Genomic DNA, 23,162 nt, shown 5'->3' on the forward strand with positions numbered 1-23,162 from the left:
GCTTCTCCACTTCTAGTGGCTGCCGCAGCAGCAGTCGCAGCCGGAATCCAGCCGGGTGATCTCGACGCGCCAGACCTCGGGACCCTGTTCGAGATACTCCCAGGCAAACTTCCCAGGGAACGACGTCTCAAGCTGGTAGTGCAGCGGGCGGGGCTCGTGGTCGCTTGTGATAAAGAGAGCGCCGCCCGGCGTCAGGGTACCGAGGGTTCCAAAGATGCGGGCGTGACGTTCGGCGTGCGGGAGGATCCGGACATCGATATGCGGTGCTTCGGCGGGGGTCGTTTGCGCGTCGGTCATTTTCGGTTGGTTCCTTTTGCCGCAGGCTTGACAACTGACAGGACCGCGGCTCGTCCACATGTCATGAGCCTACGATAGGCGGCATCGATTGGCCCGACTTTGACGACGAACAAATATCAATGAATTCGCAGCAGGCCCCCGTAATTGATTTAGGACAAGGAACCTCGATCCGATCGCCGCCATAAGACATCATGACCTTTATGAAGGATGCCAAGATGTCAGATTTGGTTGCCAAGTACGGCGACGCGCGCCTTCCGCGCTACACCAGCTACCCAACCGCACCCGCCTTTTCAGGCGCCGTTGGACCTGACGATTACGCCAACGGCCTTGCGACCGCGGCTCAATCCGGGCCTGTCTCCCTCTATCTCCACGTTCCATTCTGCCGCTCAATGTGCTGGTACTGCGGCTGTCACACCACCATAACGAGGCAGGACGCGCCGGTACTGGACTACCTGGAAGTCATGAACCAGGAGATAGAGCTTGTTTCGTTTGCCGCGGGAAATACCCTGCCGGTGAAGAACGTCCATTTCGGGGGTGGCACACCGACCATCATGAAGCCAGAGGAATTCTCTGCACTGATGCGAAAGCTCCGGAGCGCGTTCCAGTTCGAGGACGAGGCGAGCGTGGCAGTCGAAATCGATCCGCGAACGCTATTGCCCGCAATGATCGAGGCGCTGGGAGAAAATGGCGTCAATCGCGCAAGCCTCGGCGTGCAGAGCTTCGATCCAGTCGTCCAGCGGGCGATCAACCGGCTACAGACCTTCGAGCAAACCCAGGCGGCTGTCGCAGGGCTGCGCGCCTACGGCGCGTCGAGCATCAACTTCGACCTGATCTACGGGCTTCCGCACCAGACCGTCGAATCCTGCATATCGACCGTCAAGCTCGCCACGGAATTGAGACCCGAACGATTTGCGGTCTTTGGCTATGCGCACATCCCCGCCTTCAAGAAACACCAACGCCTGATCGACGAGTCTGCGCTTCCCGACGCACGCCAGCGCAACGAGCAAGCAGAGGCGATCGCCGACGAGCTTGTAGCCGTGGGCTACGTCCGAATTGGCCTCGACCACTTCGCTCTTCCTGGTGATCAGCTCGCGATCGCTTCCCACTCCGGCGCACTTCGCAGAAACTTCCAAGGCTATACGACTGACGAGTGCGACACCTTGATTGGCCTCGGCGCCTCGGCGATCGGTCGTTTGCCATCCGGGTACTACCAGAACCATGTGGCGATCGGTCGGTATGCGGAATTGGTCACGTCGGGAGTTCTCCCAACTGCAAAGGGATACGTTCTCACCGACGAAGACAAGCTTCGGGCCAAAGTCATCGAACGTCTTATGTGCGATTTCGAGGTTGACCTGTCAAAACTGAGCGAGGATGCAGGTTACGATGTCCGTTTCCTGCTGGAAAGGAACGAGCGGCTGCTGGACCTCGTGGCCGACGGCGTCGCAACCATCAACGATGGCCGGGTCACGGTGTCCCAGGACTCGCGCTTCATGGTTCGCGCAGTCGCAGCGGCGTTCGACGCCTACTTCGGGTCGTCAGGTAGGACTCATAGCAAGGCCGCGTAAGCGACGACGCCAGGGAACAAAATCCCCGGCGTGCCTGCTTCGGTATCCGGACGCAGGACGCGCGCTCGGCCCTTTGATTGCAGGCCAAGGATCGCGTCTTGGACGTAGTCACTCGCCATGCCCGCCTGGCGCTTCCATCCTGGCGACCCACTTCTGCGGTCGTGCAATCTTCGGGATTTGCGCGTTGGTCTGACGCCCTCATTTCGTCAAATTGCGATAAATCGCCGGAAGTGCGCTAGGAAGCTTGGCAATGTCCGACACGAGGGCGAATCCTGCCCGGCCGAAGATGGCCGGAAGGTAGTCGCCCGCATTGTGATCGACGGTGACGGCGAAGACAGCTTGTCCCCTGCCGCGCGCCTCCATGACCGCCTTTCGGCAATCCTCAAGGGCGAACCTGCCCTCGTAGTGGTCGACGTCGTTCGGCTTTCCATCGGTCAGGATCAACAGCAGGCGTTTTCGTGCACCCTGCTTGTCGAGCTCGTTCGATGTATGACGGATGGCCGCTCCCATGCGGGTGTAGTAGCCCGGCTTCAGATTGGTGATGCGCCTTGCGACGGTTGGCGAAAACCTCTCGCCGAAGCCCTTGACTGTGTCGATGCGGATCCAGTCTCGACGACGGGACGTGAATGTGTTGATTGAAAACTGATCGCCGCAGGCGTCGAGACCGCGTGCGAATACGTCCAGCGCCTGAATCTCCACGTCGAGAACCCGTCTGTTATCGACCCACGAGTCGGTGGACAGCGACACGTCGACCAATATGGACGTTGCCAGCTCGTGTGCGGCGGGGCGGGCGCATTCGTAAATTCGGTCGTCTGGTTGGCCGGTTGCGACCAGATCGACGCGCGCGCGAACGACAGCTTCGACGTCGAGTTCATCGCCATCCAACTGAGCTCTGCGGATTTCTCGCTTCGGCCGCAACGTTTCGAACTGACGCCTGACTTTGCGGACGACTGCCTGATCGGTTGCGATCGACTTCTCTTCTTCTTCCGATGCAACTCCAACGACGACCCGGCAATGGTCCTGCAGGTACTCCCGCTTTCGATAGTTCCATTCTGGGTACGTCAATTCTGCCGTTATCCGCGATGGATCGAACGCTTCTGGTGAAAGATCCAAATCGAAATGGAACCTCGACTTTGGCCGCTCCTTCGTCTCGCTCAGAGTAATGTCGTCAAGTTCTTCGGCGGCACTGCTGTCTTCGTCCTCCCGGTCGTCCGTGGGACGATCGACGTTGACCATTTCCGCCATAGCGAGGATTTTCTCGAAGCGGTTCAAAATGAACGGATCACGCTTCCTGTCGCTGGTGTCTTTCTTTCGTTTGGCCTCATGTGACGATCTATTGGCTTTGCCGCCGTTGCCTTCCGACGGGAGGTCGTCACGATCGGACGGCTCACACTCCCCCTTTCCGGCGAAATCCGGCCAGATCGGAAGAGACAGCATCGGGAGGTAACCTGCAGGTGCTGCATGGATCGCAGGTCGCAAATTATTGGGGAGGGGGTGCTCGAGAGGAAAGGAAAGCGCGGTGCGGACGAACTCCTCGATGCGACGTTCGACGCTTGGAAGCTTGCCGCGTGTGCGGCAGGCGAGCATGGCATGGGTGAGACGCGCGTATCGCTCTCTCATGCCGGGAAAAATCGCGACGACGCGAGCGGAGTTTCTGCGACCTGCTTCAATTCTGGCGATGTCGGCAAGCGCTGGATCACTTGCCGTCGGTTCCGAAGAAAGGGCGACCGCGATGTATGCGGCGAGCCAGAAAAAGAGCTCCCTGTTGAGCGAGCGATCCTCGAACATGTCGATGACTGCCGGAAGGTGAATGGTGGAACCGTCCCACGTCGGGTGGTCGCTCCGCTCCTCGCCGAGGCCGACCACCTGTCGGAGCCGTAGCCGATGTAGGGACGTCTTCTGTCGTGATTTCTGGATCTGCAAGGTCGAGCCGCCGCCGAATGCACGAAAGCAGACAGCGAGTTGAGACTTGATTTCGGCCAGGTGTACGGCATGTGCCGGATGTCTCGGCCAGGAGCTGGTGTCGCCGACAAAGCGGTGCCACGCGCGCCCCACCGTCTCTTCAAGTTCCAGAAATTCGAGCATGATTCACCTATCCAAACGTCGCCTTGGCGATTTCCACCAGGGCGGCTTTAACATCAGGCTCGTCCGTGAGTGGTTCGATGATCGCCGCCCGCACGGCCTCGGCGGTCGGCAATCCTGCATCGATCAGGGTCGCGCAGTAGATGAGCAGGCGTGTGGACACACCCTCTTCGAGATCTTGCCCCTTGAGGACCCGGAGACGACGCGCAAGATCGACGAGTGGCGCCACCTTGCTTTCCTGCAGTCCGCTTTCGAGCGAGATCGTCATGATCTCCCGATCTCGCGGAAGAAAATCGAACTCGATGGATACGAAACGCTGCCTGGTGCTAGGCTTCAGTGCCTTCATCAGGTTCTGGTAGCCTGGGTTGTAGGAGACGACGACCATGAAGCCCGGTTTGGCCTCAAGAAGTTCGCCAGTTCTCTCGAGCGGAAGGATTCGGCGGTCGTCGGTCAACGGATGGAGAACGACGGCCACGTCCTTGCGTGCCTCGACGATTTCATCCAGGTAGCAGACGCCGCCGTTGCGTACAGCGCGAGTCAACGGCCCATCGACCCATACGGTTTCGCCGCCCTTCAGCAGATATCGACCTGTCAGGTCGGCCGCGGTGAGGTCGTCGTGGCAGGATACAGTTGAAACCGGGAGGCCAAGACGGGCGGCCATGTGATGGACGAATCTGGTCTTTCCGCACCCTGTCGGCCCTTTAAGAAGGACCGGGAGTTGTCGTGTCCATGCGCTTTCGAAAAGGGCGCATTCGTTACCTTGGCTGGTGTAGTGCGGGATTTCGGCGCTTGGATCAAGCGCTGATTTGATAGCTATCGTCATGTCGGATCTCCAGGGAGCCCGCCTATTCGGCGGGCTGGGCTATTGCATTGGGGACGCGCACCCGACCGGGGACAAGCACCGACCAGATGAACATGATTGCGCTTATGAACACGAAGATGCCGGAGCCAAGTCTGACCCAGTAGAACATGCTGAGCTGGTCTTGGACGTCCATGTACGATTGGCCGAGCACTCTTTGCAGATGCACCTGGATGATGCCAGCGAAGGTGAGCGCGAAGGTCATGACCGACATGGCGCCGCACATGACCCAGAAACTCGTGATCGAGAGCCACTGGTTGTAAGGAGCGCGGCCCTTGATCTGCGGTATCGCGTAGGCCATCGCGGCGAGGTTCAGCATCACATAGGCGCCGAAGAAGGCGAGGTGGCCGTGCGCCGCGGTAACCTGCGTTCCGTGGGTGTAGTAATTCACCGACGAAAGCGTGTGCAGGAAGCCCCAGACGCCCGCGCCGAAGAAGGCCATGACCGAGCAGCCGATCGACCAGAGGAGCGCGGCCTTATTCTCATGCTTTCTTCCTGCGCGCCATGTCATGACGAAGGTGAAGGCGACCATGGTGAAGAAGGGAGCGACTTCCAGCGTCGAGAAGAGAGAGCCGATCCACTGCCAGTATCCGGGAGCACCGATCCAGTAATAGTGGTGGCCCGTGCCGAGGATGCCAGAGAACAGAGCAAGGCCGATGATGACATAGAGCCACTTTTCGACGACTTCCCGATCGATGCCGTTGAGCTTGATCATCAGGAAGGCAAGAACCGACGCCATGATCAGTTCCCAGACGCCTTCGACCCAAAGATGCACCACGTACCACCAGTACATCTTGTCCAGAGCCAGATTGATCGGGTTGTAGAAGGCGAAGAGGAAGAAGATCGCCACGCCCCAGAGACCGAACAGCAAAATGTTGGTGATCGTCGTCTTTCGTCCCTTCAGCGCGGTCATGGTGACGTTGAAGAGGAACATCAGCGCAACGATGACGATGCCGACCTTGATGGCAAACGGCTGCTCAAGGAATTCGCGCCCCTCGTGAATATGGAAGAGGTAGCCGACAACAGCCACCGCTGCGGCCACGAGGAAGATCCAGAACTGGGCGATAGCGAGTTTCCGGCTGTAGAGTTCCGTCTCGCACTCTTCCGGAAGAAGGAAGTAGGTCGTGCCCATGAAGCCCATGAGCAGCCAGACGATGAGTGCGTTCGTATGGATCATACGAACGATGTTGAACGGCAGCTCGACGGACAGGGTGTTCGGTAGGACGTAGATCGTGCCGGCCAACACGCCGAACAGGAGTTGCGCCATGAAAAGGCCGAGTGTTCCGTAGAAATAGAGCATGGCGACGCTTTGAGTCTTGTATTTCATTGGTTAATCCTCTCGCCCCTCAGCCGGCTTGGTTTGGCGGCCAATTCTGCGTCTTCATCTTGCTGACCCATTCGAGGAAGTCCGCGAGATCGTCCACTTCTTGGTCGGTCAGGTTGAATTGAGGCATCTGCCTCCGGCCCTCGATCCCGGAAGGCTGCGCGGCCATCCAGGCATGCAGCGCGTCGCGCCCACTGGAGGGATCCTTGTCTCCTCCCCAGCGAATCCACACGTTGGAGAGTTCGGGGGCGAAGTAGGCGCCTTCGCCGTCCAGCGTATGGCAGTTGATACAGGAGTTTTTCTCCCAGATGTGTTTGCCTCTCGCCACGCCTTCCGTAAGCGTGGTCTCGTCGGTGGAAACGGTTCGAATATAGTAATGGCTGTGGGCTGTGAGGCCCACGAAGATCGCGAAGAAGAAAGCCGACCCGCCGTAGAACACGTTTCGGGCCGCGGTTTTTGTTAGGCGTTCAGCCATCGATTGTCCTTTCGTGTCAGTGGCGGATACGCCGTGACGTCGGAACCGAGCCACTGGCCCGGGATGTTCTAGATGGCCGAAATCGCCAAACGGCTCTTTGTCAATTCGCAAAGACAGCCGAAGATACGAAGACCTTCATCAAGGCGATCAGAAGCACGGCGGCCGCCCAGGCGATCAATGCCGGTCTCGTTCGTGAGCGCTTCAGTCGAAGTCCGAGGAAGTCGAGGGCGACAAGACGCACTTTCAAAAGGGCGAGCGCCGCGGCCACGACCGTCACGGCCGGCTTCGCAGATGTGTTGGGAAGGAGCACGCAAACCGCGAAGATGCTGAAGGTCAGGATCAACAGGTAGAACAGCGCGCGTTGCGGATTGGCCGTGAGCTGTCTTGTCTTGTTCATAGCAAATAGACCACTGGAAACATCACAAGCCAAACAATGTCGATCACGTGCCAGAGTGTCGTGATCAGGTGCACGTTCTGGGGCGACGGGAATTTGGCCACGAGCAGGAGCACGAGCGATCCAAAGGCGACATGAGCCAGATGAAAGCCAGTGAGAAGGATGTAGAGCTGGGCGAAGGCGTCAGTTGAAACAAGCGAGGCTCCCTCCAGCCGGTATTCGTAGATCTTCAAGCCGAAGAACACGAAGCCTCCAAACGACGAAGCCAGCAGCCCCAGTCGCTGTCGAAGTCCGCTCGAGTTTGCCGCCACCGCGGCAGACCAGCCGCTCACCAGCAGGACAGACGTGTTGATAACCGGAAGGATTGGATGGAGCCTGGCCTTGCCGGCTGAAAATTCTCCAGGCTGCAGCCAGGACGCAACGACAAATGCCGTCAGAAGGGCTGCGAATGCAACAAGCTCGCTCCACGCCAGAATCCAGGTGAGCAGGTCGTCGTCGGATGGCTCGACCGCGCGAGTATCTTTTTCTGTCGAAGTGATCGCCGTCATGACCGCGAAACTATTTACGTGGCGGCATCCCGTCTTTGATTGATCGCAAAGAACACCTCGTTCGACCTTCCTATAGTCACGGCGATAGGAGACCCAGATGACGGACGCACAGATAGGACTTTCGATAGCGACCCCAGTGATCGTTGTGTTCGCGATAACGCTCTACCGCATGGGCGTCCTCCAAAGAACCGGCGTCGTGTCCGCCGTCATCGCAGCCATCGCGATTGCTGCCAGCCTGTTCTTGCAAAGGTAGGATATGAAAAATCTGAGACCTGACATTCTTTCGGAGCTTGAGGCCTGCTACGGCCAGCTCATCGCATGGTGCGACCTTCTCGAGGCGATCGCAGACTTTCTGCCCTGCCATGTCGAAGAGAGACTTTGCGAAACAATTACGGTCGGACTCTTACCTCTCCTCGTCACCAGCCATCAACTTGAGGAACGACTGGTTTCTACGGGGCTCGGCCTGATCATGAACGGTGACGCGTTGGCGCAAGCAGACGAACGTCGTCGATCAAGTCGGCTCCTTGACCACGACGCCGCACAGGAGGTCGTCGAAACGCTCGTGTCTCTGCGTGAGGGAACATGTGTGTTTTCCTGGGATGCCGTGGGATATCAACTTCGCTCGTTCTTCGGCTCCATGCGTCGACACATTCGATCCGAGCGTGAGATCATGAACCTGATCAAAAGGGCGATGGCCGATGATGGTGATCGCCAGGAAATCAGCATCGCGCAGACCGAGCCGGCGTGATTGAAAGACGCTGCGCCGGCGAGGCGGGCTATTCCGCCGCGAGGGTCTGGTGGCGGCTTGCTAGCATTGTATTTTGCAGGCCACGTCGATTTCCTCGGGAGTCATGGCTCGTGCCACGTTGCGCATCTGCCCGCTGATGTCGTTTTGTCTTGCGCTCGAGGCGAAGGCAGCGAGTTGTGTCAGTTCGGACTGTCCCCCAGCCCATGGACTGCCGCGGTTGCTCTCGAAGCTTGCCTGACATGATCCGCATGGTGCAATCCCACGGATCGGCGCGCCACTTGCAACGATCCTGGGCGCTGGATTGCTTCCGGGCGGGTGTAAACCGGGAAGCCTCGGCAGGTAGGAACAGGCGGGCCGCGAGGCCCTGCTATCCCGCTCAGTCAGGCGTGCGGGGACAGGGCGTCACCCTGACAAATGTTTTCGAAGTCTCTCAACTGCTTGTAAATAACGCTCGCGTACTGGCGCGAGCGGACGTCTTTGGGCTGAGGGGGCGTCGTGTCCGCGACGACCAGACATCGCCCCGCTCATGATCTTCGCAAGCGTCGACTTGATTGCGCTACCTCAACGAGTTGTGGGTGCACCTCGCTATGGTCGGGCCACTTTCGACCCGCCCGAGAGTGTACGATTCAAAAAGAGCGGTAGTGGAGTCTTCGAAATGGGTTCGTTCAGCGCATGGCATTGGCTGATAGTCCTGGTGGTGGTCCTGTTGTTCTTCGGGAAGGGCAAGATCCCGGAGTTGATGGGCGATCTCGCCCATGGCATTCGTGCGTTCAAAAAGGGCGTCGAAGACGAGAAGGACGACAACGCTCGCGCTTGACCTACGACGGCGCGGCAGGAGTTCTATCTCGCCGTCTCCTGTCGCAAGGCCACAAGGGTCGCAACGAGCTGCCCCGCAAATAGCTGTGCCCGATTTCGGTCTTGTTCATCTCTTGAACGCTCGGCCTCGACCAGGTGGAAGTCCAAAAGAGCCTCCGTCAGTGCCATGGTCGACATGCCCGCGACGTTCGCGGGTCGATCGAAGTCGAGTATGCGGTCCCCCGACATCGCGGCGCGCTCCCATGCCTGCTGTGCGAAAGCAGCCAATTTCTCGGAGCCTGGACGGTCGTTCTGTATCAGCCGTTGAAGAGCGAGCTCGAGCAATCGCTCAAGGCGTGCAATTGAGATGGACCCTGGACCGCTCCTCTGTCTTTGCAAGTGGAAGGCGAGCCGGCGCTCGCGGCGAAGGGTTGAGATGTGCCCCAGCTCCTCTCTCGCCATGCGCTCTGCAGCCTGGCTTATTTCCCCGGTGGGAGCGTGGGCGGAGATGTATGTCCAGAACAGGAACGCACGTTCTTCGTTGCGGACTGCCACGGAGAAGGCTCGGTAGGCGCAGACGAGTTCGGGGTCCGCCAGATCCATCCCTTCCTCGTCAAACACGTCCTCCGAGACGACGGGTACACCTTCGCTTGCGACCTCGGCCTGATCGCGCCAGTCCTCCACGGAGGCGAGGTGTTGACGCTCCTCGGCAGCGAGCCTTTGAAAGACTGACACGAGCTCTGGCTTCTCCGCCCTCATCATCTGCTGCGCCAACGCTTCGTAGCTCTCGATTGCCTCCAGTTCCATCGCCCTCGCCGTGGCGAGCAGCGCGGCAATCGAATTGATCGGCGCTGGCTCTCTTATCAGGTTCGTCATCTTGTCCTCCACTCGGGCACCGTTTCGATGCCAAGGGATATCAGAACGATCAGGTTCGAGTTTGATAAGCATCAAAGAGTGTCTGTTGCCCGGCGACTATTGTCCCGACCTTGACCGCCAACGACGGGACGCGCCGGGACATGCCATCACCTTCAACTTTCCTCACTCGATCGTGGGTCTGGGCACTGTTCGTATCGCTGGCCGCGCTGTTTTTGCCGCTTTCAGCCCACGCAGGCGACCAGCTTTCGAGCTATCTCCAGAAAGTCCAGCCGTCCGAGCTTTTCGTGGGCGCCGACTCCTTCGGCCCGTCACAAGGGGAGCCGCCAATCGCACCGGTTCTTCGAGACGGCGCGCCGCTCGGCTACGCTTACCTTAATTCAGATTTTACGGCGTCGACCGGCTATTCCGGCAAGCCCATCCATATCGTGGTTGGCATCACATCTGCAGGAATTGTCCGCGGAATCAAGCTTGTAGACCACAAGGAGCCGATCGTGCTGATCGGGATTCCGCAAGGTCGGGTGGTCGCGGCGCTCAATTCGATCATCGGCAAGGATCTAGGACGGGTCGCCGCGGGCCTTGACCGCCCGCCCCAGGTCGACATCGTCAGCGGTGCCACGGTGACGGTCCTGGTCATGGGAGACAGCGTCGTTCGCTCGGCGGTCAAACTTATTCGGTCACACCGGCTGGACAATGAGCAAGCCGCCAAAACGCCGGCCATGGTGGACATACGCAGGGTTGATAGTATGAAGTCCGGCGACGAGGACTGGCAGACGCTTGTCGGAGACGGCTCCATCCGGAGCCTGCGTCTGACCGTCGGGGAGGTTTCAGAGGCGTTCCGGGCGGCCAAGCTGGATGCAGCCGCAAACAATCCTGAGACGGCACCTGACACTGAACGGTTCATCGATCTCTACGTCGCCCCAGTCAGCGTTCCAGTCATCGGCAGAAGCCTTCTGGGCGACGCCCTCTACGACCGGCTGCGCAGCCGTTTGAAACCCGACCAATCGGCGATTTTGGTCGCGGGAGACGGAGCCTACTCGTTCAAGGGCTCGGGCTACGTCAGAGGCGGAATTTTCGACAGGATCGAACTTCTTCAAGACGGGCAGGGAGTCCGTTTCCACGATCATGACCATACGCGTATTCCGACGCTCGCGGCCCCTGGCGCGCCGAAGCTGCGCGAAATAGCGCTTTTCCTGGTGCCAAAGGATTTCACCTTCGACGTGACGGCGCCTTTCGAACTTCAGCTACTGGTCCAGCGCACGATGGGCACGCAGAAGGCGGTGCTGCCTTACAACATCGGATACTCGCTGCCGGACATCTATGTGAAGACTGACCGGGTGAACCAGACGGAGCCGTCGGCAACTGCGCCACCGTCTCAGGACGCGCCTGTCGAGGCCGCTGGAAGCGATCTCGACAATGAGCTTTGGATCACGATCTGGCAGGCAGGCAGAACAAAGATCGCCGTTACCCTGGCCGCCGTACTCACATTGACCGGGATCTTCTTCTTCCAGGACTGGCTGGTGCGCAGGCCCAAGCTGTTCGGTTACGTTCGCACGGGATTCCTTCTGTTCACGCTTGTCTGGCTCGGCTGGTACGCGAACGCACAGCTTTCCGTCGTGAACGTCCTCACCTTTGCGAATGCCGTCGTCTCGGGCTTCAACTGGCAGTTCTTCCTGGCCGCACCTCTGATATTTCTGCTTTGGGCAGCGGGGGCGGCCGCACTCCTGTTCTGGGGGAGGGGCCCGTTCTGCGGGTGGCTGTGCCCTTTCGGTGCGTTGCAGGAAATCACCAACTCCCTCGGCAAGAAACTTGGTGTGCCTCAGATCAAGCTTCCATGGGGACTTCATGAGCGCCTCTGGCCTGTGAAGTACATCATTTTCCTCGGGCTGTTCGGTGTCTCGTTCTACTCGATGGCTCTGGCAGAGCAACTCTCCGAGATCGAGCCATTCAAGACGGCGATCATTCTTAAATTCGCACGCCAGTGGCCCTTCGTACTGTTTGCGCTCTCCCTGCTTGTCGCAGGTCTCTTCGTCGAACGTTTCTACTGCAGGTACCTGTGTCCGCTGGGTGCGGCGCTGGCCATACCGGGTCGGATCAGGATGTTCGAATGGCTCAAGCGGTGGCCGGAATGCGGCTCTCCCTGTCAGCGCTGTTCCAAGGAGTGTCCAGTTCAGGCAATCCATCCGGAAGGGCAGATCAACGTCAATGAATGCATCTACTGCATGCATTGCCAGGAACTTTATCAGGACGACCAGCGCTGCCCGCACATGATCCAGGTGCGGCTCAAGCGCGAGAAATTCATGGCGCTTTCGACGCCTGAATCGAGGGGCGAGACACCTGCGAAGAAGCAGAAGGTCGAAGTGACCTACAGGGGCGCCCCTATCAAGAAAACCGAAATCTCGTCGGATCATCCGGCCTGACATGTTCACATTGGAGAAGGCAATGATAAAAGAAGAAAAGCACCCGCTGTTCAATCGGCGGCAACTACTGGGAACCACGGCGTTCGCCGCGGCAGCCGGCGTGACCGGCGTGGGCGGGGCGTTGACGCTTTCGGGCGCCACGGCGACGCCCGCTGGCGCCGAAGGTCTCGATCACGAGGTCAAGCCGGGCGAACTGGACGAATACTATGTCTTCGTATCCGGGGGACAGTCCGGTGAGATCCGCGTCGTCGGCCTTCCATCGATGAGAGAACTGATGCGCATTCCGGTCTACAACCGCTGCAGCGCAACCGGATGGGGCCTCACGAACGAAAGCCGCAAGGTACTGACCGAGGGCCTCCTTCCGCAAACCCGCGAATTCCTCGCCAAGCGCGGTGGCGTCCACCACAATGGCGACCTGCATCACCCCCATCCTTCCTTCACCGACGGGACCTATGATGGACGCTATCTCTTCGCCAACGACAAGGCGAATACCCGTGTCTGCAGAATCCGTCTCGACGTGATGAAGTGCGACAAGATCATCGAACTTCCCAACCAGCACACAGTTCACGGTCTGCGCGTGCAGAAGTACCCGAAGACCGGCTACGTCTTCTGCAACGGTGAGGACCGCGTTCCGATCCCGAACGACGGGAAGGTCCTCGATGACCCGAAGCAGTATCATGCCATCTTCACCGCGGTCGACGGCGAAACGATGAAGGTTGCCTGGCAGATCATGGTGGACGGCAACCTCGACAACGTCGACGCCGATTATCAGGGCAAGTATTGCTTTGCGACGTGCTACAACTCGGAAGAGGGTGTGAACCTTCCGGAGACCATGGCGAAGGACCAGGACTGGGTCGTCGTCTTCAATCTCAAGCGGATCGAGGACGCGGTCGCCAAGGGCGAATTCAAGGAGATCGGCGGCGTTCCAGTTCTCGACGGACGCCATGGCTCGGCATTCACCCGCTACATTCCGGTCTCCAACAGCCCGCACGGAATCAACACCGCGCCGGACGGCATCCACGTGGTCGCAAACGGCAAGCTGTCCCCGACCGTAACCGTCTTCGACGTCCGCAAGTTCGACGACCTGTTTGACGACAAGATCAAGCCGCGCGACACGGTCGTGGCCGAACCTCAACTCGGTTTGGGGCCGCTTCACACCGCATACGACGGCCGGGGCAACGCCTACACGACGCTGTTTATCGACAGCCAGATCTGCAAATGGAACATCGAAGACGCCATTCGGGCCTTCAAGGGGGAGAAGGTCGATCCGATCCGCCAGAAACTCGATGTCCAGTACCAGCCTGGTCACAACCATACTTCGATGGGCCAGACGAAAGATGCGGACGGGAAGTGGCTCATATCGCTGAACAAGTTCTCGAAGGACCGCTATCTGAACGTCGGCCCGCTCAAGCCCGAGAACGATCAGCTTATAGACATCTCCGGCGACAAGATGGTTCTCGTCCACGACAACCCGACTTTTGCCGAGCCCCACGACGCAACCATCGTGCACTCTTCAAAAATCAATCCTGTCAGCGTGTGGAGCCGGGACGACATTTTCTTCGCGGATGCGGTGGCGCAGGCCAAGAAGGACAACATCGATCTGTTGTCTGATTCCAATGTCATCCGCGATGGAGACAAGGTCCGCGTCTACATGACTTCGGCGGCGCCGGCGTTCGGACTCGAGTCGTTCTCGGTCAAAGAGGGCGACGAGGTCACGGTCTACGTAACGAACATCGACGATGTTGAAGACCTGACCCACGGCTTCTCCATCGTGAACTACGGCATCCAGATGGAGGTCGCTCCTCAAGCGACGGCTTCTGTCACCTTCACCGCCGACAAGGCCGGCGTCTACTGGTTCTATTGCTCGTGGTTCTGCCATGCGATGCACATGGAAATGCAGGGCCGCATGTTCGTCGAGCCCAAGGCGGCGTGATGCCTACCCTTCGCAAAATATTGATCCTCGGTATGGCGGTCGTCTCGACCGCCATACCGGCACGCGCGAACGATGGCGAGATTCACGTCAGAGCGTCCGACGCAGCCACGCTCCAACAGGTTCTCGATGCGTCTGCCGACGGCGACACCATCAGGCTTGCTCCAGGCACGTACCCTGGCCCGCTCGTGATCAAAAAACCGATCGTTCTGGAAGGGGTGCCGGGCACTGTCATTGTGGGGCTCGAGAAGGGCAGCGTGATCACGTTGACGGCCCCCCACGCCGTGGTTCGCGGCCTCACGATAAAGGGTTCTGGCCTCGATCTGGCAGCGCTTGATTCTGGCATTTTCGTAGCCCAATCAGCGACGGGCGCAGTGGTCGAGGACAACTTGATCATAGGTAATTTGAACGGAATATATCTCCACGGGGCAGCCGGCTCTGTCGCACGGGGCAATGAAATCGAGGGGCTCACGGCCGGCCGCATGAGCGAGGCAGGAAACGGCGTCTCACTGTGGAACGCGCCAGGCGCCCAGATCGTCGACAACAAGATTAGCTTCGGCAAGGACGGCATCTCGACGAACGCCAGCAAGCACAACGTCTTCAAGGGAAATCGATTCCGCAATCTCCGTTTTGCCGTTCACTACATGTACACGAACGACAGCGTGATTTCCGGGAACGTCTCCGAGGGAAATCTTGTCGGCTACGCCATCATGTTTTCCAGCCGGCTGACGATTACTGACAACGTGTCAGACGGCGACCGTGATCACGGCCTGCTTCTCAATTTCGCCAACAGTTCAACGGTTCGACGCAACAAGGTCGTCGGCCGCCTCCAGCCATCCGAGAGATGGACGATGGGGGGCACCAGAACCGACACCACCGATATGCCCGTCGGAGAAGTCCGCCCCGCTCAGGGGCAGCAGATGCTTGGACCCGAAAAGTGCGTGTTCATCTACAACGCCAATCGCAACGTCCTGGAGGACAACCTCTTTCAGAACTGCGCCGTCGGTATTCACTTCACCGCAGGATCCGAGGGGAACGATATCACGGGGAATTCCTTCGTCGGCAATCGCAACCAGGTCAAATACGTCGGATCCCGCTATCTCGACTGGTCAAAGAAAGGCCGAGGAAACTACTGGAGCGACAACCCGTCGTTCGACCTCGATGGCGACGGTCTTGGAGACGGTCCCTATCGTCCCAACGATATTGTCGACACCGTGCTTTGGACGGCGCCGCAAGCCAAAGTTCTCACAACAAGCCCCGCGGTACAAATCATTCGCTGGGCGCAGGCCCAGTTTCCCTCTCTACTCCCCGGCGGCGTGATCGACAGCAAGCCGCTGATGGCTCCTCCTGCCCCGAAGGACGGTACGCGATGACGTCGACAATTTCTCTGAACAACGTGTCGAAACGCTACGGAGACGTGGCGGCGATCGAAGACATTTCGTTTGCTCTGGACGAAGGCGAACTGGTGGCACTCGTCGGCCACAACGGCGCGGGCAAGACTACCCTGATCAAGGCGATCCTGGGCCTCATTCGTCCCACGAACGGCACCGTGCGGGTACTGGGAGAGGATCCGGTATCGGGAAACCTCAGCGTCCGCAGGCAAGTCGGATATTTGCCCGAGAGCGTCTCGTTTCACCTGGCTCTGACCGGCCGGGAGATCCTGTCGTTCTATGCCAGGCTGAAGCGCGTACCCTTCGATCAATGTCAGAAACTGTTTGATCAGGTCGGGCTGGCCAAAAGCGCCGCCGACCGGCCGGTGAGAACCTATTCGAAGGGCATGCGACAACGCCTGGGACTGGCCCAGGCGCTGTTGGGAGAACCTCGCCTTCTCCTCCTGGACGAGCCGACAAGCGGTCTGGATCCGGCGCTCCGGCGAAGCTTCTACGACCTCATCCTGGAGTTCAAGCAAAGGGGAACGACCGTGTTGCTTTCCTCCCATGCGCTCAGCGAACTGGAAGAGCGGGCCGAACGCGTCGTCATCGTAAATCGCGGCCACAAGATAGCCGACGGCTCGCTCGACGAGCTGCGCCAAATCGCCTGCCTTCCAACCCACATAAGATTCAAGCCGAGCAGCGCGTGCGCGGCGAGCCCGTGGGCGAACGGCTCGATCAAGTGGTCCGAGAGAAAGGACAAGTTTCTGGAAGCCGATGTTGACCACAGGGACAAGATAGCGGTGCTCTCCGCCGTGACGTCGGATCCGGCCGCGCTGACCAGCATGACGATCATCGAGCCCACGCTTGACGACGTCTATGCGCACTTCCTTCAAGCCCAGGGACAACGGCCATGAACAACATCGTGATCATTGCGCGCAAGGAGATACAGGAGGGCCTGAGAAACCGATGGGTCCTTGCGGTGACGTTGCTTCTCGCCTCACTGGCGTTGACGTTGTCGTTCCTTGGAAGCGCGCCCACTGGAAACGTCGGCGCGGGCCGTCTGGATATCGTCATCGTCAGTCTTGCAAGCCTGACGATCTTCCTGGTTCCGCTGATAGCGCTGCTCCTTGCGCATGACGCCATCGTCGGCGAGATGGAGCGCGGCACGCTGCTTCTCCTGTTGAGCTATCCCATCGGGCGCAGGCAAATCGTCCTCGGAAAGTTCATCGGCCATACACTCATCCTCTCTGTCGCGACCTTGGTTGGCTACGGCGCGGCTGGCGCCGCGCTGATTGCCGCAGGAACTCCGGTCAGTGCAGGTAGCTGGATTTCGTTCGCCTGCATGATCGGCTCCTCCATACTACTGGGCGCGGTTTTCACGGCCATCGGGTACCTTGTCAGCGCCTCTGTCAGCCAGCGGAGCACCGCGGGCGGGATCGCCCTGGGGATCTGGCTGTTTTTCGTGATCATCTACGACATGGGGCTGCTTGGCGCATTGGTCTCCACGAAGGGAGAGGGGTTTTCGCCGGCCTTGCTGAGCGCCCTGCTCATGGCGAACCCAACGGATGCCTACAGGCTGCTCAACCTCGGATCAGAAGCGGCCGGATCGGTGTCGGCAATGTCGGGCGTTGCCGCCGGCTCATTGCTAACGCCACAGTTGCTGGTGGCTTCCCTTTTGCTGTGGGCCGCCATTCCTCTTTCTCTCGCAATAGCTCGTTTCTCCAGGAGAGAACTATGACCCGCACCATCGCCATTTCATTCATGCTATCGGCGCTGTTTCTCGCCGGCTGCGAGAAGGCCGAAACGACCGTGCCAAAGCCGCTGGAACTCACATCTGAAGCCGTGGACCACTTTTGTGGAATGAACGTCCTCGAACACCCCGGCCCGAAGGGTCAGATCATCCTCGGGGGCGGTAGCAAGGTCGTCTGGTTCAGCTCGTCACGCGACGCGGTCGCCTTCACGAGACTTCCCGAGGAACCGAAGGATGTCGCGGCGATCTACGTCTCGGACATGAGCAATGCCTCGAGTTGGGAAAATCCGGGCGGTCAGAATTGGATAGACGCCAAACGAGCGTTCTACGTCGTGGGAAGCAAGGTTCATGGTGGCATGGGCGCTCCCGAGACAGTTCCTTTCTCGGTGCGCGCGGACGCGGATGCCTTTGCACACAGGAATGGCGGCCGAGTGCTGGTTTTAAAGGAGATCGAGGACAGCGACGTTCTGGCGACACCAGACACCCCGGTAAACGCGGGGAGCCGAACTGATGGCTAAGTTGGTGACGAGACGGCGTGCAATAGGAATCTTCGCAGCCGTGGCCGGGCTGCCCCTGCTTTGCTCCAGCAGCTTGGCCGGTTCCTCTCCGTCGGCCTTCGTGTGGAGCGGTCAGGCGTTGGGCGCGCCAGCGAAGTTGATATTGAACGACCACGACCCGGCAAGGGCTCATCGACTGATAGAGTTGGTCGTGACGGAAGTCGCGCGGCTCGAGAGGATGTTCAGCCTCTATCGTGACGATTCGGACCTCGTCGAATTGAACCGGGCAGGCGGCCTTGCCGCGCCGGAACCGGAAATGCTGGCGTTGCTCCATGCGTGCTTCGGATTCTGGGAGGCGACTGGCGGCCTTTTCGATCCGACCGTCCAGCCACTGTGGGAGCTTTACCGGGATCATTTCGCGAAAGCCGGCGCCGATGAGCGTGGGCCTGACGCGACGGTACTAGGAGATCGTCTGGATAAGGTCGGATTCGGAGGCGTGAAGTTTGGATTTGGCCGCGTAGCGTTCGCGCGTCGAGGAATGGCCATTACCTTAAATGGAGTGGCTCAAGGGTTCATCACCGATCGGGTTGTCGAGATACTGCGCGACGCTGGCGTCGAAAGCAGCTTGGTGGACATGGGCGAAGAGCGTGCCATTGGCGCCCAGAAAGGAGGAGAACCCTGGCGGATCGGTTTGGCGGCCACACAAGACAGCGCAGAGCCAGACGCGGTGCTTTCGATAGTCAACCGTGCGGTCGCTACGTCGGGATCTGCCGGCTTTGTGTTCGATCAGGCCGGAAGATTCGGGCACATCCTTCACCCAAGGGCTGGTGCCGCGCTAAAGCGCTATCGGCGCGTTAGCGTGATAGCCGACAACGCCGTCACCGCCGACGCGCTGTCGACGGCTTTCAATCTGATGGACGTCGCCTCGATCAGGCAGGTGCTTGCAAGCTATCCGGATGCTTGCGTTGATCTCATCCACTCGACAGGAAGCCGTCAAGAACTTGGCCGCTTGGCCTAAGGATCGCGAGCGAGGACGCCTCAATCCTTCGGCACGTTTCTGGATCCGGTCATGCGATATGTGGCGTATCGTGCAAACGTCATCGGCTCGCGCCTGTTCGAAGGTATGATCTGGTATCGCCGTGTTGCCGTTGGCATGGGAAATTTCTTGGATTTTGAACAAAGCGGGCGCGTCTGGCGGCAAGCGTGGGACAGCCCGCAGCTGGCCGGCGGCAATGCCGCGCTCGAGGCGCTGGGCGAACCGCTTGCGAAGATCCCTTGGACCTGTCCCTCGCGCTCCTCCTCGCCCCAAAGTATAAATGTCATTGAGATAGCTTTTGCGAACCAGAGCACCTCGCTGAGGGCTCACGTCGAAGAACCATGAGCACCATGGTCCCGGGCAAATTCTTCGACCAGGAAATCAAGGAAGATGCGGATTTTTGGGGCGAGGTGCTGCCGGGCCGGGTAGACCGCGTACAGTGTGGTTTCGACCGTGCTCCAGTCATCCAGAGCCGATTGGAGCCGACCTGCTTTTAGGTCGCTCTCGACGTAGGGATGTGGGATCAGACTGACGCCGAAGCCCGCGCGCAACGCATCGCGCACAGCAAGGCTCGACGAGACCGAATATCGTCCGTCGACGGCAATCCGCTCGGTGCGACCGTTCTTGCGGAACTCCCATATGTCCGTATGCCCTGAGAGGCTGAATCGGATGCAGTTGAATACCTTCAAATCGGAAGGCGTTTTGGGACGGCCATGCTGTTCAAAATAAGAGGGAGCTGCGCAGAGCACGTGCGTCATGACCGCAAGCTTTCTCGCGACCAGGCTGGAATCCTCAAGATTGTCGCTGCCGCGAATGGCAAGGTCAAACCCCTCTCCAACGATATCGACGCGCCTGTCATCAAGATGCAGGTCGAGTTTCAAATCGGGATAGCGCGATAGAAACTCAGGAATAGCAGCCGAAAGCCGTGTCAACGTGACAGTCATAGGCGCGCTGACCCGCACCGTGCCGCTCGGTGCCGTCTTGATGGGGCATAAGACATCGTCCGCCCTAGCCAGCGCATCGAGCCCGTATGTGACATGCTCCAGATAGATTCTGCCTTCTTCGGTCAGGGCCATACGCCGCGTGGTCCGGTTGATGAGCCGCACGCCCAAATGCGCCTCCAACTCGGCGATGTTCTTGCTGATCGCGGGAGCGGAGAGACCGAGCCGCCGTCCGGCTTCGGCAAAGCTGTTGAGTTCGGCCACACGGCGGAAGACCTGCAAGGCGGTAAGGCGATCCATCACACCATTCTCTCTCAGTGAATAATATCTTTCAAGCGTGGCATATTATCGTCCATTGGTGAATTCTGTATCTGCTTTCGAACAACTTTCTCAGTTTGGAATGGCATAATGATCAATCCCACAATCTCCCTCATCGAGCGACGTGTGTCGGCCAATCTGTTCGATGCCTCGCACGCATTAACGGATGCCGAGGTCGAGGAACTGGCACGTCTCGCAACGCGCGCGCCAACAGCCTACAACCTTCAGAATTGGCGGTTCATCGCGGTGCGGGCGCCGAAAGCAAAAACGCGATTGCGCAGCCTCGCCTATGGCCAGACCAAGATACAGGAGGCCGCCGTCACCTTCATCGTATGCGGCGTACTGCCCGACCACGCCGCTCTCGCTGCAAGGTTGCTTCCCTTTGTGGAAGCCGGATTCATGCCGGCGGTTATGGCTTCGGGCTGGCAAGAAGGCGCTCGTGCACAATACGCCGATCCTCAGACAGCCCGCGATGAAGCCGTGCGTTCTGCAACCCTTGGCGCTGCAACGCTGATTTTTGCAGCTGAAGCGCTGGGCCTCGTCTCCGGTCCGATGATCGGGTTCGATGCCGAAGGCGTGGCGCGCGAGTTTGGTCTTGGGTCGAATGAAGTGCCCGTGATGCTCGTCGCAGTCGGCCGCGCTGCGCCGGGAAACTGGCCGCAAAAGCCCCGCCGACCGCTTGCCGAAGTTCTGGAAATCTCATGAAACCGCGCGGTTCCGATTTGTTGCTTACGGCAGTTGCGCCCGTCATATGGGGCAGCACCTATATCGTCACCACCGAGTTCCTGCCGGGCTTTTCCCCGATGACGGTGGCAATGCTGCGAGCCTTGCCCGCCGGATTGCTACTGCTCGGGATCGTTCGGCAACTTCCAGCGGGCATCTGGTGGTTTCGTAGTTTTGTCCTCGGGGCTCTCAACATCTCGATCTTCTTGAGCATGTTGTTCGTCGCGGCTTACCGCCTTCCAGGCGGGGTGGCCGCAACCGTGCTAGCGGTCCAACCGTTGATCGTGATTTTCCTTGCCTCTATCTTGCTTGCCAGCCCTGCCCGCCCGTTGTCGATCCTCGCCGCTCTTGTCGGGATCGGCGGTGTCGGATTGTTGGTGCTAACCCCGAACGCGACGCTCGATGTGCTGGGCGTTGCCGCCGGCCTCGCCGGGGCGGCCTCCATGTCCCTTGGAAACGTATTGGCCCGCAAGTGGCAATCGTCAGTATCGCTGCTCACCTCTACAGCATGGCAACTGACTGCCGGTGGTCTCCTTCTCGTTCCGGTGGCTTTGCTTTTCGAACCGGCCATCCCACTCCCGACCGCGGCCAACCTGCTTGGACTGGTGTGGCTGGGGCTGATCGGTGCGGCCTTGACTTATGTCCTCTGGTTTCGGGGAATTGTGCGACTGGAGTCTGCAGTTGCGTCATCGCTTCTTTTTCTCAGCCCCGTGACCGCTGCGCTGCTTGGCTGGGTGCTCTTGAATCAGACACTGACCGTGCCTCAAATCACCGGTGTCGTTTTCGTTATTGGCAGTATCTGGCTAAGCCAACGCGCCAATCGCAGTTCGGCTTAGACCGCAACGTCAACACGGGTCGTTCATACCACACCTCACAAGGAGACTAGGAATGTCCAGAATGATTTTTGTGAACCTGCCGGTTGCTGACCTCGCGAACTCGAGGACATTCTATGAAGCCATCGGCTTCACGAACAACCCGCAGTTTAGTGATGACACGGCGGCCTGCATGGTTGTCTCTGAGAGCATCAACGTGATGCTCCTGACCCATGCGAAATGGCAGACCTTCACGAGCCGACCTATTCCGCCAGCGACGTCGAGCGAAGTCATGCTGGCGATCTCATGTGACAGCCGCGATGCGGTGGACGCGATGAACAAAGCTGCACCGGCCAATGGCGGGACAGCGGACATTAACCCCAAACAGGACCTTGGCTTCATGTATAGCCGCAACTTGGCCGATCCCGACGGCCATGTTTGGGAAGCGATGTGGATGGACATGTCCTGCGCGCCTGGCGTTGTATAAAAACATCTCATCGAAAGGAGCCATCCGATGGTCAGGCCAAACCACAATCCCAAGGTCAATGCTTACGCTGGACAGGCTGAAGACTTCGCCAAGCCAATCCTTGCGCACCTGCGCGGCGTCATCCACGCGACCTGCCCGGAAGTCGCGGAGGAGGTCAAATGGGGAATTCCTCATTTTGACTACAGGGGCGAAGTGATGTGCATCTTCGCGGCCTACAACAAGCACTGCTCTTTCAGCTTCTGGAAGGAATCTCTGATGGCCGATGCGCGGCTCAGGCGGAATGCAGAATTGCCCGCCGCGAAGCGCTTCATGGGCAACCTTAGGACCCTTGCCGCCCTGCCCCCCGACGCCGAGCTGATTGCTTGGATAAAGGAAGCGATGTCGCTCAATGACCGCGGCGTGAAACTCCCGCCGCGAGAGTCTAAAGACCCCAAGGAGATAGAAATACCTGCCGCTTTCGCTGCGGCGCTCGCTGCCACGCCCGAGATCAAGGCGATTTTCGACAGCAAGTCGGCTTCGTTTCAAAAGGAATATAATATCTGGATCGGCGAGGCCAAAACTGATGGAACTCGCGTCAAGCGGATCGAGGAGTCTTTATCGTGGATAATCGAGGGCAAAGGGCGCTTCTGGAAATATGCCAAATCTGGATGATGCTGCGCGTGAGTTGGATCGCGCAATCCGCGCCGTTATGCCCTGGTGATGAGCCATCTCGATGAATGTGCTCGGCTCGCTTACGTGGGCGCTCGCGAGCGCGACATCAATCCGGAAACCAATGATGAGCACCATCGCATCGTGGGGTGCTCCGCCAGCGCAATGCGGACAAGGCGCGTGACGCTCTCGTGGAGCGCAACGAAAACTCGCCAAGGGATCCTGGGCGCGCTCGTTGCGACCGGGCAGGGCGTGGCTTGACGCTCT

Annotated in this window: 24 protein-coding genes; 15 read left to right on the forward strand and 9 right to left on the reverse strand. The window is 59.2% G+C overall.

Going from position 1 to position 23,162, the window contains the following annotated elements; genetic code table 11:
• Positions 1 to 12: 12 nt before the first annotated feature.
• Positions 13 to 297 (reverse strand): DUF2249 domain-containing protein, encoded by a 285-nt coding sequence (locus AC1D2R_RS17625; RefSeq protein WP_477968838.1) that lies wholly within the window; start codon positions 295 to 297, stop codon positions 13 to 15.
• 215 nt (positions 298 to 512) lie between these two features.
• Here AC1D2R_RS17625 and hemN point away from each other — a divergent pair, with 215 nt between their 5' ends.
• Positions 513 to 1,862 carry an oxygen-independent coproporphyrinogen III oxidase gene (gene hemN / locus AC1D2R_RS17630; RefSeq protein WP_477968840.1) on the forward strand — a complete coding sequence of 450 codons (1,350 nt, stop codon included), beginning with the start codon at positions 513 to 515 and terminating at the stop codon, positions 1,860 to 1,862.
• 198 nt (positions 1,863 to 2,060) lie between these two features.
• Here the strand turns inward: hemN and AC1D2R_RS17635 are convergent, their stop codons facing one another.
• The 6 genes from AC1D2R_RS17635 to AC1D2R_RS17660 form a co-directional block, all read right to left on the reverse strand.
• Positions 2,061 to 3,947: a nitric oxide reductase activation protein NorD gene (locus AC1D2R_RS17635; protein WP_477968842.1), complete on the reverse strand. Its 1,887-nt coding sequence runs from the start codon at positions 3,945 to 3,947 to the stop codon at positions 2,061 to 2,063.
• 7 nt (positions 3,948 to 3,954) lie between these two features.
• Entirely contained in the window at positions 3,955 to 4,767 is an 813-nt protein-coding gene (locus AC1D2R_RS17640; RefSeq protein ID WP_477968844.1) for an AAA family ATPase, read from the reverse strand.
• A gap of 22 nt (positions 4,768 to 4,789) precedes the next feature.
• Positions 4,790 to 6,130 (reverse strand): cbb3-type cytochrome c oxidase subunit I, encoded by a 1,341-nt coding sequence (locus tag AC1D2R_RS17645; protein WP_477968845.1) that lies wholly within the window; start codon positions 6,128 to 6,130, stop codon positions 4,790 to 4,792.
• 19 nt (positions 6,131 to 6,149) lie between these two features.
• The gene (locus AC1D2R_RS17650; RefSeq protein WP_477968847.1) at positions 6,150 to 6,602 is read right to left on the reverse strand and encodes a c-type cytochrome; all 453 of its coding nucleotides are present in this window, start codon (positions 6,600 to 6,602) and stop codon (positions 6,150 to 6,152) included.
• Positions 6,603 to 6,702: 100 nt separating this feature from the next.
• Positions 6,703 to 6,999: a cytochrome C oxidase subunit IV family protein gene (locus AC1D2R_RS17655; protein WP_477968849.1), complete on the reverse strand. Its 297-nt coding sequence runs from the start codon at positions 6,997 to 6,999 to the stop codon at positions 6,703 to 6,705.
• A complete protein-coding gene (locus tag AC1D2R_RS17660; RefSeq protein WP_477968851.1) occupies positions 6,996 to 7,544 on the reverse strand; it encodes a cytochrome c oxidase subunit 3 in 549 nt (182 codons plus the stop codon). Before AC1D2R_RS17660 ends, AC1D2R_RS17655 begins: the two co-directional genes overlap by 4 nt.
• 97 nt (positions 7,545 to 7,641) lie before the next feature.
• Here AC1D2R_RS17660 and AC1D2R_RS17665 point away from each other — a divergent pair, with 97 nt between their 5' ends.
• The 3 genes from AC1D2R_RS17665 (at position 7,642) to AC1D2R_RS17675 (ending at position 9,109) form a co-directional block, all read left to right on the forward strand.
• Entirely contained in the window at positions 7,642 to 7,797 is a 156-nt protein-coding gene (locus AC1D2R_RS17665; RefSeq protein ID WP_196246804.1) for a hypothetical protein, read from the forward strand.
• A 3-nt stretch (positions 7,798 to 7,800) separates the two neighbouring features.
• Positions 7,801 to 8,292 carry a hypothetical protein gene (locus tag AC1D2R_RS17670; RefSeq protein ID WP_477968853.1) on the forward strand — a complete coding sequence of 164 codons (492 nt, stop codon included), beginning with the start codon at positions 7,801 to 7,803 and terminating at the stop codon, positions 8,290 to 8,292.
• Positions 8,293 to 8,947: 655 nt separating this feature from the next.
• The gene (locus AC1D2R_RS17675) at positions 8,948 to 9,109 is read left to right on the forward strand and encodes a twin-arginine translocase TatA/TatE family subunit (RefSeq protein ID WP_477968855.1); all 162 of its coding nucleotides are present in this window, start codon (positions 8,948 to 8,950) and stop codon (positions 9,107 to 9,109) included.
• A 23-nt stretch (positions 9,110 to 9,132) separates the two neighbouring features.
• Here the strand turns inward: AC1D2R_RS17675 and AC1D2R_RS17680 are convergent, their stop codons facing one another.
• A complete protein-coding gene (locus AC1D2R_RS17680; RefSeq protein WP_477968857.1) occupies positions 9,133 to 9,963 on the reverse strand; it encodes a ferritin-like domain-containing protein in 831 nt (276 codons plus the stop codon).
• Positions 9,964 to 10,103: 140 nt separating this feature from the next.
• Between AC1D2R_RS17680 and AC1D2R_RS17685 the strand changes: the two genes are divergently transcribed.
• Genes AC1D2R_RS17685 through AC1D2R_RS17715 form a run of 7 tightly spaced genes read left to right on the forward strand, consistent with a single transcriptional unit; the run spans position 10,104 to position 18,948 of the window.
• Positions 10,104 to 12,380, forward strand: coding sequence for a 4Fe-4S binding protein (locus AC1D2R_RS17685; protein WP_477968859.1), 2,277 nt, complete (start codon positions 10,104 to 10,106; stop codon positions 12,378 to 12,380).
• A 22-nt stretch (positions 12,381 to 12,402) separates the two neighbouring features.
• Positions 12,403 to 14,313: a TAT-dependent nitrous-oxide reductase gene (gene nosZ, locus AC1D2R_RS17690; protein WP_477968861.1), complete on the forward strand. Its 1,911-nt coding sequence runs from the start codon at positions 12,403 to 12,405 to the stop codon at positions 14,311 to 14,313.
• Complete coding sequence (locus AC1D2R_RS17695) at positions 14,313 to 15,683, forward strand: nitrous oxide reductase family maturation protein NosD (protein WP_477968863.1); 1,371 nt, start codon at positions 14,313 to 14,315, stop codon at positions 15,681 to 15,683. The genes nosZ and AC1D2R_RS17695 overlap by 1 nt, the downstream gene beginning before the upstream one ends.
• The gene (locus tag AC1D2R_RS17700) at positions 15,680 to 16,597 is read left to right on the forward strand and encodes an ABC transporter ATP-binding protein (RefSeq protein ID WP_477968865.1); all 918 of its coding nucleotides are present in this window, start codon (positions 15,680 to 15,682) and stop codon (positions 16,595 to 16,597) included. Before AC1D2R_RS17695 ends, AC1D2R_RS17700 begins: the two co-directional genes overlap by 4 nt.
• Positions 16,594 to 17,421: an ABC transporter permease subunit gene (locus AC1D2R_RS17705; RefSeq protein WP_477968867.1), complete on the forward strand. Its 828-nt coding sequence runs from the start codon at positions 16,594 to 16,596 to the stop codon at positions 17,419 to 17,421. Before AC1D2R_RS17700 ends, AC1D2R_RS17705 begins: the two co-directional genes overlap by 4 nt.
• The gene (locus AC1D2R_RS17710) at positions 17,418 to 17,951 is read left to right on the forward strand and encodes a nitrous oxide reductase accessory protein NosL (RefSeq protein ID WP_477968869.1); all 534 of its coding nucleotides are present in this window, start codon (positions 17,418 to 17,420) and stop codon (positions 17,949 to 17,951) included. The genes AC1D2R_RS17705 and AC1D2R_RS17710 overlap by 4 nt, the downstream gene beginning before the upstream one ends.
• Positions 17,944 to 18,948: an FAD:protein FMN transferase gene (locus tag AC1D2R_RS17715; RefSeq protein ID WP_477968871.1), complete on the forward strand. Its 1,005-nt coding sequence runs from the start codon at positions 17,944 to 17,946 to the stop codon at positions 18,946 to 18,948. The genes AC1D2R_RS17710 and AC1D2R_RS17715 overlap by 8 nt, the downstream gene beginning before the upstream one ends.
• Before the next feature lie 344 nt (positions 18,949 to 19,292).
• On the opposite strand, the gene AC1D2R_RS17720 is transcribed toward AC1D2R_RS17715, so the two are convergent.
• Positions 19,293 to 20,207 (reverse strand): LysR family transcriptional regulator, encoded by a 915-nt coding sequence (locus tag AC1D2R_RS17720; RefSeq protein WP_477968873.1) that lies wholly within the window; start codon positions 20,205 to 20,207, stop codon positions 19,293 to 19,295.
• Positions 20,208 to 20,315: 108 nt separating this feature from the next.
• Between AC1D2R_RS17720 and AC1D2R_RS17725 the strand changes: the two genes are divergently transcribed.
• From AC1D2R_RS17725 to AC1D2R_RS17740, 4 genes are read left to right on the forward strand one after another with little or no spacing between them, the layout of a single operon-like run.
• Positions 20,316 to 20,930, forward strand: a complete 615-nt coding sequence (locus AC1D2R_RS17725) for a nitroreductase family protein (protein ID WP_477968875.1) — start codon at positions 20,316 to 20,318, stop codon at positions 20,928 to 20,930.
• Complete coding sequence (locus AC1D2R_RS17730; RefSeq protein WP_477968877.1) at positions 20,927 to 21,784, forward strand: EamA family transporter; 858 nt, start codon at positions 20,927 to 20,929, stop codon at positions 21,782 to 21,784. The genes AC1D2R_RS17725 and AC1D2R_RS17730 overlap by 4 nt, the downstream gene beginning before the upstream one ends.
• 52 nt (positions 21,785 to 21,836) lie before the next feature.
• Positions 21,837 to 22,247, forward strand: a complete 411-nt coding sequence (locus AC1D2R_RS17735; protein ID WP_477968879.1) for a VOC family protein — start codon at positions 21,837 to 21,839, stop codon at positions 22,245 to 22,247.
• Positions 22,248 to 22,274: 27 nt separating this feature from the next.
• On the forward strand, positions 22,275 to 22,898 hold the full coding sequence (locus tag AC1D2R_RS17740) for a YdeI/OmpD-associated family protein (RefSeq protein ID WP_477968881.1): 624 nt from the start codon (positions 22,275 to 22,277) through the stop codon (positions 22,896 to 22,898).
• The last annotated feature ends 264 nt before the right edge of the window (positions 22,899 to 23,162 follow it).

This window comes from Rhizobium sp. P1_C7 (genome assembly GCF_056406295.1).